The organism is Burkholderia sp. PAMC 28687 (assembly GCF_001577465.1).
GTDB lineage: Bacteria > Pseudomonadota > Gammaproteobacteria > Burkholderiales > Burkholderiaceae > Caballeronia.
This window is the reverse complement of sequence record NZ_CP014505.1, coordinates 1,845,287-1,860,448: the sequence shown is the minus strand read 5'-3', so window position 1 is coordinate 1,860,448 and position 15,162 is coordinate 1,845,287. Positions and strand designations below refer to the sequence as shown.

Genomic DNA, 15,162 nt, shown 5'->3' with positions numbered 1-15,162 from the left:
CAAGCCATTGGGAGAGAGCGGGGAGGCCGCTGCCTCAGTACTGCCTACCTTGGAAATCAAATCAAACTAACGTGGCAATGCAAGCTCGGCCATGTCTGGGAGAGCTCGCCGAATAATGTGGTTAATCGTGGGGCATGGTGTCCCAACTGCTTCAGGTTGCGAATCACACTTAACCCTGTTCTGCGTCGGCGCTACGATGCCGGCGGATGAGCCGCGAGGAGCTGAGACATGCGTTTCGTTCGCTGCCGTGCAGGCAGCTACCGCCACGATATCCCGGTGTCGAACGACAATTCGGCATTGCTTGGCCGAGTAGGCAGTCCAAAAAATGAGGCACATCGCATCACCCCCCAAAAACCAAATGCCCGCTTCCGCGGGCACCCTTGGCTACTAGCAGCCTTCTGGCTATCTCATGACCTAATGAAAAAACACTCCCCCACCTGCGTTCAATGCTTCACATCAACAGCGGCCGGATCGCTCGAATACGTATAAGCGTAGGCATAGTCATAAGTCCCCTTACGACCACCGCTCTTAGCCGGCATCGCATTCAACACACCACCCACAACCCTGGCGCGAGCGCGCTTGAGCTTCTTCAGCGCATCCGCAATATTCTTTTCCGAATGGGCACCAGAACGCATCACCAACACCGTCGATCCAGCAAGGCTCGCGATCACCGCAGCATCCGGCACAGCCAGCAACGGCGGCGTATCGACAATCACCAGATCGAACTGTTTCTCAAAAGCCTGCAGCAACGTAGCGAACCGGCTCGACGTCAAAATCTCCGACGGATTCGGCGGATGTGCACCCGAACCAATGAAGTGCAGTCCATTCACACCGGTCTCACGTGCAGCCATCTCGAAGTCGGTCTGTCCCGTAAGCAGCTCGGTAAGACCACCATTCGATGACTTCCCCATATAGTGAGCAAGACGGCCACGGCGCAGATCGGCATCGATCAGCAACACGCGCTTGCCTGACTCGGCGAGCAATGCCGCAAGGTTGGCCGCGAGGAAGCTCTTGCCGTCCGACGGCGCCGGGCTCGTGATCGCGATCACGCGATTCGGCGCATCGACCAGTGCGAATTGCAGCGTGGCGCGAAGTCCGCGAAGACCTTCAATGGATGTATCGAAGGGATGCGTGGTCGAGAGCAGCGGTTGCTTGCCAGTGTTGGCCGCCGGCAGCACCGTAGCGTTCTGAAGCGCCATGGCCTCAGGGGTCTTGGTGGAAAGCCCGAGCGTGGTACCCATCGAATCGCCTACAGACTGCGTGCCCAGACGCTTCATGCCACCCTTGGCCGACGACGACGGCAATGCCATCGGACGATCGAGGCGCACACGATCCAGCCTGGCTTGTTCTGCGCTAAAGGGAATCGCGCCGAAAATCGGCAGGTTGAAGCGGCGCTCGACGAGTTCCGGATCATCCACACCAGCGAAGAACGAACGGCGCACGAAGGCGAACACAACACCGGCAATCACGCCAAGCAGACCGCCCGCGGCAATGATCAGCGCAGCCTTGGGCTTCACGGGTTGCGAAGGCACGAGCGCCATATCGACGATATGCACGTTGCCGACCGTTCCCGCACGGCTGATCGAAAGCTCCTGCGTCTTGTTCAGCAGCGCGACGTAGATCTCCGAGTTGACCTTGGCTTCGCGTTGCAGCGATACCGCCTGACGCTCCGAACCCGGCAGCGTCTTGAACTGGTTATCGAAGCGCGATTTCTCGACGTTGAGCGCGGCAAGTTGCGCGTCGACTGCACGGACCTCGTCGGCGCCATCAGTGAAGCGTTGCAGCAACTGAACGCGTTGCATACGCAGCGCAGCGATCTGGCGTTCGTAATCGAGGCCACCCGACAAATACGTCTGCGCTTCCTGCGTCGGCTGGAACGAGCCGGCCGCCGTCTGATACTGCGCCAGTGCGGTCTCGCTTGCATGCAACTCGTCACGCACTCGCGGCAGCTCGTTGTTCAGGAAGGTGAGCATGCGGTTCGCTTCTTCCTGCGCACGTTCCGTACGCTGCTTCAAGTATGAAGCGGCAAGCGCGTTTGCGACCTGGGTGATATAGAGGGGTTGCGAGCCGCTGTACGAGATCTGAATGATGCCCGTGTCCTTGCCTTTCTCGGCCACCTGCATGCCGGATCCGAACGCTTGCACGGCTTCGAGCTGCGAGGCACGCGTCACGAAGAATTCGGTGCCAGGGCGAGCCACGAGCTGGCTTACGAGCAGCGTGATGCCATTACCCTTCGCCATGTTGCCGGCGAGACCCTGAAGCAGTTCGTGGTTTTGTGCATCGAGCAATGCGTAGCGGCCTTGACCCAGCGCACGCAACGTGAGGCGCTGGTCTTGCAGCATCGCAGGAACCGTGATGGAGTCCACCTTGAACTCTTCGCCGCCCCATGCGTAGGTGTCGAGTCCCAACACCGCAGGCAGCGGATGTCCCCTGCGTGCGAACAACGGCGTGATGCGCCCGATAAACGGCATCACGTTGGACTCGGTGCTGAAGTTTAGGTTGAACTGATCGACAACAGGTTCGATCACCGTGCGGCTCTTGATGATCTCGATCTCGGAGTCCGCGTGCAACGATCCGCCGCTCGGCGTCAACGCTGCGGAAAGCGAACCCTGATTGTTGCTCGTCGAACTGGTATTCGGCGTATCGACCTGCACGAGGGCATCGGCGGAATAGATCGGGGTCGACAGCTTTGCATACAGCACGGCGGCCAGCAAGATGCCAAGCGCAATGCCCAGCACCCACCAGATCTGGTCCGTGATCATCCGCACGAGGTCGCGCAAGACGAACTCTTCGTCCTTGGCTTGCGCGGGCGAATGCTCCAGCATTTCATAAGTACTCATGTCGCACTCCAGGCATGACACATGACGCGTTGTTAGCGGGTCGTTTGGATGGTGTAGAACAGCGTCTGGATCGTCGGCGAGATTTGCTCGAGCACGCGGTTGAAGCGGGCAGCGCTGGCAACTTGCACGTAGATCACGTCACGCGGATGCAACTCGAATTGTGTCATCAGCATCAGCGCATCGACTTGCGTCATGTCGAGCTTGTACACGCTGAGATCGAGCGGACGTGCGCCCGGCATTGCGCTGCCATTGGCCGGCGTCAATGCGGCGGTCTTGATCATGCCGCCCTTTGCCGATTGTTCCGGTGCGCGGATCACGTAGATCTGACGCGGGTCAGCCGAACGCGGGTCGATGCTGTTGGCGTTCGCAAGTGCATCGGCGAGTGTCAAGCGGCCGCGGTTCATCGGAATGGTTTGCGGCTTTGCGAGTTCGCCGAGCACAAACACACGGCTCTTGGTGCGATCCGGCACATCGATGATGTCGTCATCCTGCAGCAACACGTTCTGCTGGATATCGCCGCGATCGAGGAGGGCGGCGACATCGACTGCATAGCGCTTGCCGTCACGGGTGACGCCTACGTTCTGCAGATCGGCGTCGGCATTTGCACCGCCCGAGCGGTTGATCGCATCGATAACGGACAGCGGCACGTCGGTGATCGGCATGGATGAAGGTGTCTTCACGTCGCCGGTGACTTGTACCTGCTTGCTGTAGAAGCCGGACACGCGTACGTCGAGCTGCGGATTGCGGATGGTCTTCGACAAACCTTGCGTAAGCGCTGCCTGCAATTGCTGCGGCGTCTTGCCGAGAGCCTGCACGCGGCCAACACGCGGGAAAAAGATGGTGCCGTCGTTGGCGACGCGCACTGTCACGCCGCCGGCTTCCGGACTGGCCGCACCAGCCGACGCATTCAGCGGCGCGCCTGCGTTGCCTGCAGTGCCCGCGGGCAGCGGCGGTACGCCCGCGCCTCCCGTGCTTGCCGAAATACCGCTCGAGCTGAATTCAGGGTGATCCCAGACGGTGATGCTGATCTGGTCGTTCACGCCAATGTGATACGCATAGAGCTTGCGGGTATCTTTGGTCAGGCAGGTGAGCGGGCAGACGCTTGCGATCGTTTCATCGCTGAGTTGCGGATGGGTCTCGAAGTAGCTGACATCGATAGGCGTCACGTGATACTTCACGTTCGCCTGGGCGACGCTGTCCGGCGCCGGTGTCTGGTCGAGACGATCGGTGTCGAGATAAGGTCCCGGTGCAATCGCGCAACCGGTCAACGATGCTGTAAAGGTTGCGCCAGCCAGCAGTGAAACGAGTAGTTTGATATTCATATTAGTGGTCCTCGCGTTACGGATACGCTGAATGTCCCCAGCGCAAAGTCTCCTGACCGTCAACGCGCAGTGCGCGTAGGTAGTCCTTCCTGTGCATGACGTAAGCGCCTTGATAGCGTCATCCGGGTTTCGCTGCGAACGGGTTTCTCCCCGGTCCACCCATTCGCAGCAGCCACTCGAAACAACAGCTAACGCTCCCTGCCTTGAGAATCTGGCGGGTGTTCACACAGGAAGAACTGCAGGTTGAAAGACGCATGGCAGGAGACCGCTGCGCCTCTTTGAAAACTGTTATTGGCTACGTTGCTTCGCTTCATCTTTGCGGCTGCTTGCACTGACTCGCGGTGATGCGATGGTCGAGGCGCGCTTCTGGCCGTTCGATGTGACATCGTGGCGTTTCCGGCAGGGCCGGTAAGTGCGTTTCCGCACGTGGGCGTCTTAGTTCACACAAATAGCGCCGTGACCCCTTGACATGTAATGCTTCAAATCAAAACCACTTTTTAAAACTGCGCGGCGATTAACGCGATCCGACCACCACACGCGTGCAAAATCCGTTCGATGCAATAAATATCGAAAGCATGATTATGTTTTTATGAAACGCATGATCGCAGCTTAATGCGTACGCAAATGTCGACACGTTGAACCTGTGACTGCGGGAAGAGGAGGGCGCGCGGCAGGCCATGACCTGACTTGCGTGACGCTCACACTGATCGCATGGTCCGCGGATTCAATGAACTTCTTCGGCAGCCTGGCGCAGACGCGGGAGCAGCCGGTCGAATTCACGCTTGACGATGCCGTAGCATTCGCATGCGCGCGCTTCGAGGCCTTCGCGATCCAGCACCTTGATGCAACCACGGCTGTGATGAATCAGTCCTGCATCATGCAGCTTGCCTGCGGCTTCGGTCACACCTTCACGGCGTACGCCAAGCATGTCGGCAATCAGTTGCTGAGTGACTTGAAGCTGGTTCGAAGAAGTGCGGTCGATTTCGATCAGGAGCCAGCGGCACAGTTGCTTGTTGAGCGAGTGGTGACGATTGCATGCAGCCGTTTGCGCCACTTGCGTGAGCAGGGCTTGCATATAAAGCAGCATCAGGCGGCGCAGGAAATCCGAGCGGCCGAACTGTTCGCGCAAAGCAGATGCGCTCATGCGATAAGCGAAGCCCGGGCATTGCACCTGGACGCGCGTCGGCATGGTTTCACCGCCAGTCAGAACGGGCACGCCGGTCATGCCTTCACGGCCGACTGCTGCGATCTCGACTGAACCGCCGTCTTCCATCGTGTGAAGCAGGGAGATGATGGCGGTGGTGGGGAAGTACACGTGATGAATACGCTGACCCGAATCGCACAGCAATTGATCGGTGCGAAGCTGAACCAGTTCAAGGTGAGGTGTAAGAGCTTGCCATTCGTGCGCGGGAAGCGCACCCAACAGATGATTGCCGTGCAGGTCGGACTGAAGGGTCAGCATGATGTTCTTCTCTCGTGACTGTGCGCATTGCGCCTTACTTTTTATTTACCGGCCAGCGAAACGATCCGTGAGTGCATCTGACGGCATTCATCGAAACGGTTCGCGACCAGCCCCGTAAGCAGCGCAGCATCGTCGTTTAGTTGGTTTGTTTTTTCGACGTTACCGCGTTGCGCAACTCATTTAGCGAGGACCGTGCCAGCGATGGTCAATCTCAATGCCATCATGGGGTCGTGCGTGGCGGGTGCCAGCGGCAAATCTGCAGATGGATGTTTTTGTTTCACTCTTGAACAGCAGCCCTGTTTGACCCGGACTTCCACCTTGATTGATGCAACGCACCCTTTCGTCTGCGCAATGCCTTACTGGTGGCCTGTCCACGTTTCATTCCTGACCACAAAACGGGCATCTGGCGCACGAACCGCGAATGCTTTAACAGGCATTCATCGGTTGTTTAAAAAATGATTCAGAACTGTTCCACGATCTGCGTGTGCTAACGAACGCAAGTGCCGCCGACGCCCGCTTGACACACCCGCAAGGGCGCGCAGGGCTTATGCAGCCCTTGCAGACAACGCGCGTTGCATGCGCTGGTACTGAACTGAAAACGTTGCGTTCAGCGCACGAACCTCGCCTTGCGGCGTATGCGAAGTGTTTCGCTCACGAGCAACGAGGGCGATTCGACGCTCGACACCGGGCGCGAGATGGAACCATTCATCGCGTGCGCGATAGTGCGGATCGACTACATGTACCCATCGTGCCAAACGTTTGGCGTGCATCACGAGCGCCCATTCGCCCTGCGCGTCGTGTTCAAGACGTACTTCGAAGCCGAGGTCGTGGCGTTGCGCCAGTTCCCGCTCGGGGAAGTGGAATGCTTCCGACAGCACGGCGCCTGTCGCCTTGTCTCGCAAGGTGATGACGGTCGCTTCATGGGCGCGCGGGCCGAATCGATACGCGTAGGTAAAGTCGAAGAACTGGCCGAGGACATCGGATGCCTGCAGGCGCGTATTGCTGCGGGGCGAAAGCGTTACGTCCCGCGAGGCGCTCGCAACCTTCGTGGCGCCGTCGCGAAGACACACGAGTTCGAGATGCGCATTGATCGGCGTCGCCGTTTCGTTGATGAGATGGATATCGAGCCCGTCAAGGCCTTCGTCGGTGATGAGTGCCGTTACCGGACGTAAAACGTGTGCGAGGCCGTGTAGCGCACTTTTGGGCGTGCCCAGGGCATCGATCAAGCCCCAGCCGGCGCCCGCCCTGATGTCCTGCAACTGCCACGCGATCCCGCCCGCGCATGACGATCCCTGCCGGCGCCATTCCGAGAAGACTTCGCCCATCACTTCGGCGACCACGGCTCGCGACAAGGCCAGATACCGCTCCGGGTCTTCATAGCGCAGACGCAGTGGATCGACCGAATAGAGCGTGCGCAGGTAGTGTTCGCGGACGTCGTCAAAATCCCAGCTTGCGCCCGGATCACGCGGTACGGCGGCCTTCCAGCGCGGCTGGTGCGGCATCGATGCAAGCGGCACCGCGTTGAGCGCGACATCGTCGGGAACGTTGGCGAACGCGAGGCACTCGCTTGCGAAACGAACGTTTGCGCGTCGTGCGTCATCGAGTGGCCGCTGGTACGCACCCACGCCGTAGTAATGGGTGATGCCTGCACGTGTGGCGAAGGGCCAGGCGTTCTCGCTGTCATCGGATGCCGGGATACTCGGCGAGTTGACGACATAAGGCACATCAGGGCGCTTCGCCGCGCAGATGGAAGGCAATTGCTGCGTGAACAACGTTTGCGTGCGCATTGCCGGCGGCAGTCCGAGCATGGCCGCTTGCTGGTCGGCTTCGCTTCCACCGCACAGGACGGCAAGCGACGCAAAGCGTTGCGTTCTTGATAAAAACTGTTCTGCCTCGCGCTGAACACTGGCTTTAAAGGCCGGATCGGTCGGGTAATCGAAATTAGCGAACGCGAAGTCCTGCCAGATGAGGAGTCCGTGTTCATCGGCCAAAGCATAGAACGCATCGGACTCGTAAAGCATGGTGCCACCCACTCGCAACATGTTCATGCCAGCATCGCGCGCAAGCCGGAAAAACGTTTGCGCCTGTTCAGCCGACGTGTCGAGGGACACGAGATCTGCGGTCGTCCAGCACGCGCCGCGCGCGAACACAGGTACACCGTTGATGACGAGCTGAAAGCCATCGCCTGCGGGTCCGCGGTCCACCGTGATCTCCCTGAAGCCGATACGGCCAAGGGAAATGGCATCGAGATTCGCGAACTCGAGCGTGACCTCGTGCAAGGCCGGATCGCCATGCGTATGCGGCCACCAGCGCGGAACATCGGGCACGCGCAAGGTGCCGCTGATCGTTTGCGCATCCTGCCATTGCAGCGTGATCGCCGAGTCCCTGCACATGACACGCGCGGCTTGATACGCCTGCGGATGCACGAAGCGAATGGTTAAGTGCACGATGCCATCGTCGCCATCGAGGCTCGATTGCAGATCCACGCGATCAATCGACGTAGCCGATTCACCCAGCAATTGCACCGCGCGCCACGGTCCGGCGGCTTGCACGGAAGGGCACCAACCGGGCATGTGGCCAAGCAGCGTCGTGCGGACATTGCGCAATGTCGCGGGCTGCGCGAGCCTCGGGCGCCAGCGCGCACGTCCCCGCTTTGCGCCGAGTGCGGCGGTGAGCGAGCGAAAGCACAGGTACAGCGTTGCGTGACCATCGAGATTGATATCGATGTCGTGCGCTTCGAACATCGAATCCGTATCGAGCAATTTTGTATCGTCGAGCCAGACTTCGCAAATTGTTGCAAGTCCGTTCAGGCGCACGCGGCGCGCGCCATGTCCCGACAAGACCAATCGATACCAGTGGTCATCGAAAGCGAAAGCCGGAGGCGACTCCATATCGAGTTTGCCGGCTGCTCTCCATGCCGACGCAACCGTGCCGGGCACGGGTGCGTCGATCCAGTGTGCGGTGTTGTCGGTGGAGGGCAGTTCGGCCGGCGTTGCATATGCACCTGCCGGCGTGCTGATGCACTGCCAGCCTTCGGACAAGCGTTGTGGGAGATAGGAGGCCGGCGTGCGGACGGCCGGCGTGGGCTCGGCGGGCGTGGACGAGCAAGGCGTGAGTACGCCAGGCGTTATGACGCGCATGGTTATTTCCCCGTATGACTATCGAAGGCCATATCGGGACGGCCTTCTTTTTATAGTGTGTCCAGCCGGAACGCGGCGCGACCTGTTGGCGTATCAGGCCGCGGCACCGGCTTGTGAAAACCTGTTAGCGAATCAGTGCGGCAAGCGGTCCAATGACCTGATTGTAGGACTCTTCGAGCACATCGAAACACTCGTGGCACGGGTCGCGGCGTCCGCGCGTAATTGCGCGGACGAGCCGGAACTGCATGACCATCGATTCGGTCGCGATCCGTTGCGCCGCGGTCGGCATGGCGTCCGGAATCGCGAAACCACGTTCCCGCATCCACACGAGATAACGCGAAAGGAACTCGAAGTTCGATCCCAGTTGCCGCATCACGTTGAATGTGTAGAGATGAAAAGCGCTTTCTCCGCGCTCGACGAGCATCTCCAGGTGCTCGGGAAACGCCGCACGCCATTGCGTGATCGGATTGCGCGCCGGGCGGCGCTGCAAATGCGCGACCAGCAAATCCGCCGATGCCTCCGCGAGCGCCGTGCCGCTCAGCGCCGGCCGTGCGCGCTTGCAGAACTCCACGTACGGAAACAGGATCTCGGGGCGGTCCGCGAATTCAGGAAGCTGCCGGAACACGCCTTGGTAGTCCTCGCCGTCCAGCACGTAATAACCGGTGTTGTGGAAATAACCGAGCCGGCGCGAACGCGGATCGATGAAATCCACGCCGATGGTCGTCTTTGTATGCTGCTGCTGGTACGAAGTCGCACGGGTATCGGGCAGATAAAACGCGTCGACTTCAGCCAGCACGGTATGCCCGCGCTGGGTTTGCGTACGAATGCGGTCCTCGAGTGAATCGTAGATTGCGAGTTCCTGCACCTGCATGCCATAAAGCGTGTAGAGGTCTTCGAGAGGAAACTTGAAGAACGTGAACTGGTCCCCCTCGAAGTCCTGCATGACAGTGAAGCCAAGCGCGGCGCGCGGGTCGAGCCCGTAGCCGTGCAGCAACTCAATCCACAAGTCGACGTAGCAGTTCGTTTCCGCCCAGACGCGATCGCCCTGATGCAGCGAGTGCGACTGGTGCTTACGTACGCGCATATGCTGCGGAAGCAATTGAATTACCCGGGCACGCTCGCGATTCGAATCTGCCGCGCCGCTTGTGTGAACGGCTGTCATGAAAGTGCCTCGAGTCCGGTCTTGATGCGTGATTGCGTATCGCCCCAGAGGAAATCGCGCACTTCAGCCGGCCACGCCTTGACGTCCAGACCGTGATGGCGGAAGAGGGCGAGCGTGGTGCGCTCCATGCCGAAGCCCACGCACGCTGTGTGCGCCACTTCGCCGTCTGCCTGGGCGATCTTCCAGATTTCGCCGAAGTGTTCCATGTGATAGTTGAACGACAGGCATGCGGTAGGACGGTCGGGCGTCGCAACCGGAATCAGCAATTCGAATTTGAGTTGCTGCGCGCGCTGGCTGTCGGCCACGATCTTGCCGCCGCGACCGAAGAACGGATCGTTGGCCAGATCGATTTCGAACGGCAGGCCGAGCAGGTTCACGAGCAGCGAACCACGCTCGATCCACTTCTGGCGGAACGCCATGACTTGCTCCGGGCTGCCGAAACGCACGTATTCGCGCATGCGGAACATCTGCATGCGGCTCGGATCGATAGATGGTTCGTGACGGAAGCAGTACGCGAATACGTCGACCGTTGCGCCGTCTTCAGCGAGCGCACCGCGCTTGGCGACCACCGGGTAGATCGGATAGCAGGCGGCCGGCGTGAGCACGAGGCGCGTGGGCTTTTGCTGGTCCATCCATTCGTCTGTACGTTCTTCTTCGCCGACTGAAACCGTCTTTTCGAGCGCCGCGAGCAGCCTGTGATGACCGCGGTCGTTGCCCTGGAACGAGTGGATCGTGCCGGCAAGGTCAGGGAAGCTCTTCAGATACTCGCTGTCTTCGAAGTCGTGGCGGCGCATGGCCGGCGGGAAACGCAGCACTTCGGCTTCCTGATCCGCGCCCAGCAGCGAAATGGCGTTGTTCAGGCGTTCGATCACATCCTCGAACACGTGGCTGCGTCCGTACAGGCCGTCTTCACCGGTTTCAATCAGGATCCCCGCTTCGATCATGCGCGCTCGCAGCGTCACATCCGAAGCGTTGTAGGTGTTCGTTGCGCTGGCGGCTTCAATGGCCGCGTTATCCGTGAGCGTGTTCATGTCCTAGATTCTCCCCGTAGCCGGCGTGCGCTGCGCGAGCAGCAGATTCGCCGTGTTCAATTGGATGCGGTCGTTGCTGATCATCAGCGGCGCGGAAAAAAGATCGCGCAGATGACGCCCGACGCTATATTCAGTGTTGTTTTTGTATCCTGCCATGCCGCAGATCATCAGCGTTTCCTGCACGACTTCGAGCGCTGCGGACGAAATGCTCAGCTTGAGCGTATTCATGTCCGATGCCAGGCTCAACGACGCGCCAAGCGGCGTATCGAAGTCACACGCTTCACGTGCATCGCGCGCCACGCGTTCGGACGATGCGACGCTGGCGGCGTCCAGTGCGTCCTTCAGACGTGCCTGCATCATGCGCAACTGCGCAACCGCATTGGCCAGCCGTCCCGCCGATGGCGGCAGCGCACCCGGCTTGCCGCGTGCCTGCGTGCGGAAAAACTGATGCGCGCGGTTCACGGCGTCGGACGTGATGCCCACCCAGACCGCGGCCCAGAGCGTGTGCGACACCGGCAGCATGGTCTGGTCCGCGACCTGGGCGAACGGCACGGGCAGGATCTGCTCGGCGCGGCCCGTCGCGATCAGACGGAAAGCTTCGCTGCAGGTTCCGCGCATGCCGAGCGAATCCCAGCCGCCGCGCTTTTCCAGCACGAGGGTGTCGCGCGGCGCCACGATCAGCACCTGGTCCGACGCGCTTGCCTCGGCACTGCGGCGCGCGGTGACCAGGATGCAGTCGGCGTGCGCGCCATATGAAATGGTCGGAGCAAGCTTTTCGATGCGAAACGCACCATCGGTCAATTCGACCGCACAGGCGCTGGTGCGCATGTTGCCGCCGATCGTTTCCTCCGACGTTGCCGACGCCAGCAGCCATTGTTCATCGATCATGCGGGCGATCATCTGGCGAATCCAGGGGACGTCGTTGCCCTGATCGGACAGGCACGCCACCTGGCTTTGATGCATCGCGTAGACCATTGCCGTCGACGAACACGCATGCGCCAACGTTTCACAAATGCGCGCGACTTCGGAGAGCGTCAGGCCGGCACCGCCGAGTTCCGCCGGAACCATCGCCGACAAAAGCCGTTCGCGGCGCATGGCTTCGAACGCCTCTACGGGGAAGCGTGCCTCGCGATCGACTGCTGCCGCATGCTGCGCCGCGACCTGCGCGACCCGCCGGGTGGCGGCAAGCCAGGAAGGTTCGGCCGATGCCTGCCGGACTTCCTCCACGATCTGCGCCGCGGCGACTGCAGCCCGGTCGGCGTTCGCTGTCAAAACAGCGGCCTGCACCGGGGCGTTCATGCGGCCGCCTGTGCCTGTTGCAATTCGGTAACCGCTGCAGCGAGCGCGTCGATGGACGAAAACAGGCGGCGCGTGAGCATGCGGTCAGGAATCTCGATGTTGAACTCGTCTTCCACGGCGAGCATCAGATGAACGGTTGCGAGCGACGACAGTCCCGCGGCGTAAAGATCGGCGTCATCAGCAAGTGATTCGGCCGGAACGTCGAGCCGGGCGGATTCGGTAAGGATGCGGCGCAGTGCGGATTTCATTTAATAGCCCCCAAAGAAGCGTCACTAAAGGTGTGTCACCTAAAAACCGGACGCGGCCACTCGTACTGGCTTGTCGCGTTCACGGACCGGGTTGGTCTTGCAATCCATAACGGCTCGCTTGTTGTGAAGCCTGATCGGTCGTTCCAAGTGTCTGGATGCCGGGCTTTTTCTCGCTGCCGTTCCTCAATGCCGGATTGCTCTCCGATGACCGTATTTAACGAATTGACAAGGGGTGGCGTCGGTGCGATGGCGCACGGAAGCTGCGCGGTTGGCGACGTATCGTATGAACATGGAACAAGCCGGTGCTGCCGGTGTTCTCACGACCGGACCCGGACATGAACTGGAAAGCCCTCGACTTCGAACAGATCACCGCGCGGGAACTGTATTTGATCCTCCGCGCGAGAAGCGCTGTGTTCGTTGTCGAACAGTCCTGCGTGCATCTGGATCCGGATGGGCGCGACGAGACATCGGTTCATGTATTCGCGGCGGAAGACATTTCCCGTTCGATGCCCGTCATCGCTTACGCGCGCTTGCATGAGGGCGGGACGGGAGCGGCGGAAGTCGTGGTGGACAAGATCCTGACAAGTCCGCAGCGGCGCTGCGATGGCACGGCGCACGTGCTGATCGAGCGGGTGATTGCAGCGGCGGGCGAACGCTGGCCCGGACGCAGCATCCGGTTACTTGCGCCGGTGAGTTTGCGCGGGTTTTATGAAGCATTCGGTTTTCGCAAGAACGATGGGCCTTTCGACGATCGCGGAGTCCGCACGATCAGCCTGGTACGTAAAAGCCGTCTGAACCTGGGCCTCGCGAGGACGGCGGGTTGCATCGATACCGTCGAAACGTTTTGAAGCCGTAGCAGCAAGTTTGATCAAGCAGGTGCCCAACGTCGGCATTGGACGTTTCCAAATGACACAGAGGACGCGCAGCTGCGTGCATTGCACGCTTCACTGAGCCGACCTCTACTTTTCAGGATTGCACGATGTCGAGTGTTTCGATCACGAATGTTCGAGACGAGTCGCAGGATGGACGCGTCGAGACATGGAAAACGCCCTGGATGGCGCAGCGCGAAAAGATGGCCGCGAACGACTCCGCGTCTGCCGAGGACGCACGCGCTATGAACGCCGCCAGTTCGCCCAAGGCAAAAAAGCGCGCCGAAGCGGGCCGCCGTCGCCGTCTGATGATCGCCCCGATAGGATTTGCAGCAATCACGATATTGCTGCTCGTACTGCATCAGGGCCGCCTCGTCGAATTCATCTTCCCCGCCGGCGCGCTCGTGGTGGCCGCGTTGCTCTTCAGGCGTTCGCCCGCACACTACCTGTCATTCGTGCTTTGGCTGTTTTTCCTCACGCCAGAAGTGCGACGCTTCGCCGATTTCTTCAACGGCGCGTTCAGCGAACGCAGCCTGATCATGCTGGCACCGGTAATGGCCGCGTCAATCTGCGGCATGAACCTGCTGACCCACTTTCGCGTGCTGATGCAACGGCGCGCCATTCCCCTCACGCTGATCGTGCTCGCCACGCTATACGGCTATTTCATCGGCATGGTGGGGGCGGGCATTGCAGCGGCGTCATACATGCTGATCTCGTGGCTGTTTCCGGTGCTCATCGGTTTTCATGTGCTCATCACATGGCGGCATTACCCCGAATATCACCGCGTCCTGCTGAAGACCTTTGTCTTCGGCGGATTGGTGATCGCGGCGTATGGCGTGTTCCAGTACGTCAATCCGCCACCATGGGACGCATTCTGGCTGCAAAACTCGGGGATGGTCTCCGAAGGCGTCGCGGCGCCGTATTCCATGCGTGTCTCGAGCACGATGAATTCGTCCGGTCCGTTCGCCATAGCGATGATGGTCTGTCTCCTGATGACGCTCGCCGCGCGAAACAAGATGGCGATGCTTGCAGGCGGGCTGGCGGTTCCGGCGTTGATCGGTACGATGTCGCGCAGCGTGCTCGGCGGTCTCGCCATCGGGCTGATTTATCTTTTCATCATGCTCGACGGCCGCAGCCGGTTGCGCCTTGCCGGCGCAATTGCGGTGATCGTGCTGCTCTGTTCGCCGGCGCTGATGGTAGACGAGATTACCGAGAAGGCCACGGCGCGCTTCTCGACGGTCACGCAACTCAACCAGGACGACAGCTATCAGACGCGAACCGAGATCTACAAGCACTTCCTCTCGGAGATGACTACCAACATCGCGGGTCAGGGACTCGGCATGACGGGTCTCGGGTCGAAGCTTTCCGGCGATGGTTCGTCGTCGGGCAGCGTCGACTTCGACAGTGGCCTGATGGAAGTGCCATTCGTGCTGGGCTGGCCGGGCACGCTGCTGTATGCCGCGGGCGTGGTGATGCTGGTGCTGCGCGCGTTCGTCACGAGTTTCAGCCGCAAGAACGACCGCTTTGCCGTGGCGGGTACAGCCGCCGCATTCGGCATCCTCGCGATGATGGTGTTTCTCAACACACTGGTCGGCGGCGGCGGCGTGTTCTTTTTCATCGGGGTGATGTTGCCGGTCGCCGGAAGGCGTTACGCGCTCGAAATGCAGACTCGTGCCGATCAGCAGGTGAAAGCGCAAGCGCGCGCCGCCGCCAGTGCCGAAGCGCCGGCACCTTCCGGAACCGCTGCTCAACAAAGCATTGCGTTGCCTTCGCCGCTGGTCCCATGAGC

General features: G+C 60.4%; 10 protein-coding genes. 2 read left to right on the top strand and 8 right to left on the bottom strand.

Going from position 1 to position 15,162, the window contains the following annotated elements:
* Nucleotides 1-443: 443 nt before the first annotated feature.
* The 8 genes from AX768_RS08460 to AX768_RS08425 form a co-directional block, all read right to left on the bottom strand.
* On the bottom strand, nucleotides 444-2,840 hold the full coding sequence (locus AX768_RS08460; RefSeq protein WP_061999582.1) for a polysaccharide biosynthesis tyrosine autokinase: 2,397 nt from the start codon (nucleotides 2,838-2,840) through the stop codon (nucleotides 444-446).
* Between the two features lie 32 nt (nucleotides 2,841-2,872).
* Nucleotides 2,873-4,162, bottom strand: a complete 1,290-nt coding sequence (locus AX768_RS08455; RefSeq protein WP_061999581.1) for a polysaccharide biosynthesis/export family protein — start codon at nucleotides 4,160-4,162, stop codon at nucleotides 2,873-2,875.
* Between the two features lie 724 nt (nucleotides 4,163-4,886).
* Complete coding sequence (locus tag AX768_RS08450) at nucleotides 4,887-5,624, bottom strand: Crp/Fnr family transcriptional regulator (protein ID WP_056364021.1); 738 nt, start codon at nucleotides 5,622-5,624, stop codon at nucleotides 4,887-4,889.
* A 545-nt stretch (nucleotides 5,625-6,169) separates the two neighbouring features.
* Nucleotides 6,170-8,764: a glycosyl hydrolase 2 galactose-binding domain-containing protein gene (locus AX768_RS08445; protein ID WP_172811933.1), complete on the bottom strand. Its 2,595-nt coding sequence runs from the start codon at nucleotides 8,762-8,764 to the stop codon at nucleotides 6,170-6,172.
* A gap of 124 nt (nucleotides 8,765-8,888) precedes the next feature.
* On the bottom strand, nucleotides 8,889-9,848 hold the full coding sequence (locus AX768_RS08440; RefSeq protein WP_062000881.1) for a DUF1839 family protein: 960 nt from the start codon (nucleotides 9,846-9,848) through the stop codon (nucleotides 8,889-8,891).
* 74 nt (nucleotides 9,849-9,922) lie between these two features.
* Entirely contained in the window at nucleotides 9,923-10,957 is a 1,035-nt protein-coding gene (locus AX768_RS08435) for an amino acid--[acyl-carrier-protein] ligase (protein ID WP_061999580.1), read from the bottom strand.
* Nucleotides 10,958-10,960: 3 nt separating this feature from the next.
* Complete coding sequence (locus tag AX768_RS08430) at nucleotides 10,961-12,256, bottom strand: acyl-CoA dehydrogenase family protein (RefSeq protein WP_061999579.1); 1,296 nt, start codon at nucleotides 12,254-12,256, stop codon at nucleotides 10,961-10,963.
* Nucleotides 12,253-12,504, bottom strand: coding sequence for an acyl carrier protein (locus AX768_RS08425; RefSeq protein WP_056364015.1), 252 nt, complete (start codon nucleotides 12,502-12,504; stop codon nucleotides 12,253-12,255). The genes AX768_RS08430 and AX768_RS08425 overlap by 4 nt, the downstream gene beginning before the upstream one ends.
* A gap of 335 nt (nucleotides 12,505-12,839) precedes the next feature.
* Here AX768_RS08425 and AX768_RS08420 point away from each other — a divergent pair, with 335 nt between their 5' ends.
* Complete coding sequence (locus AX768_RS08420; RefSeq protein WP_061999578.1) at nucleotides 12,840-13,352, top strand: GNAT family N-acetyltransferase; 513 nt, start codon at nucleotides 12,840-12,842, stop codon at nucleotides 13,350-13,352.
* Nucleotides 13,353-13,483: 131 nt separating this feature from the next.
* Entirely contained in the window at nucleotides 13,484-15,160 is a 1,677-nt protein-coding gene (locus AX768_RS08415) for an O-antigen ligase family protein (RefSeq protein WP_155524198.1), read from the top strand.
* Nucleotides 15,161-15,162: the final 2 nt, after the last annotated feature.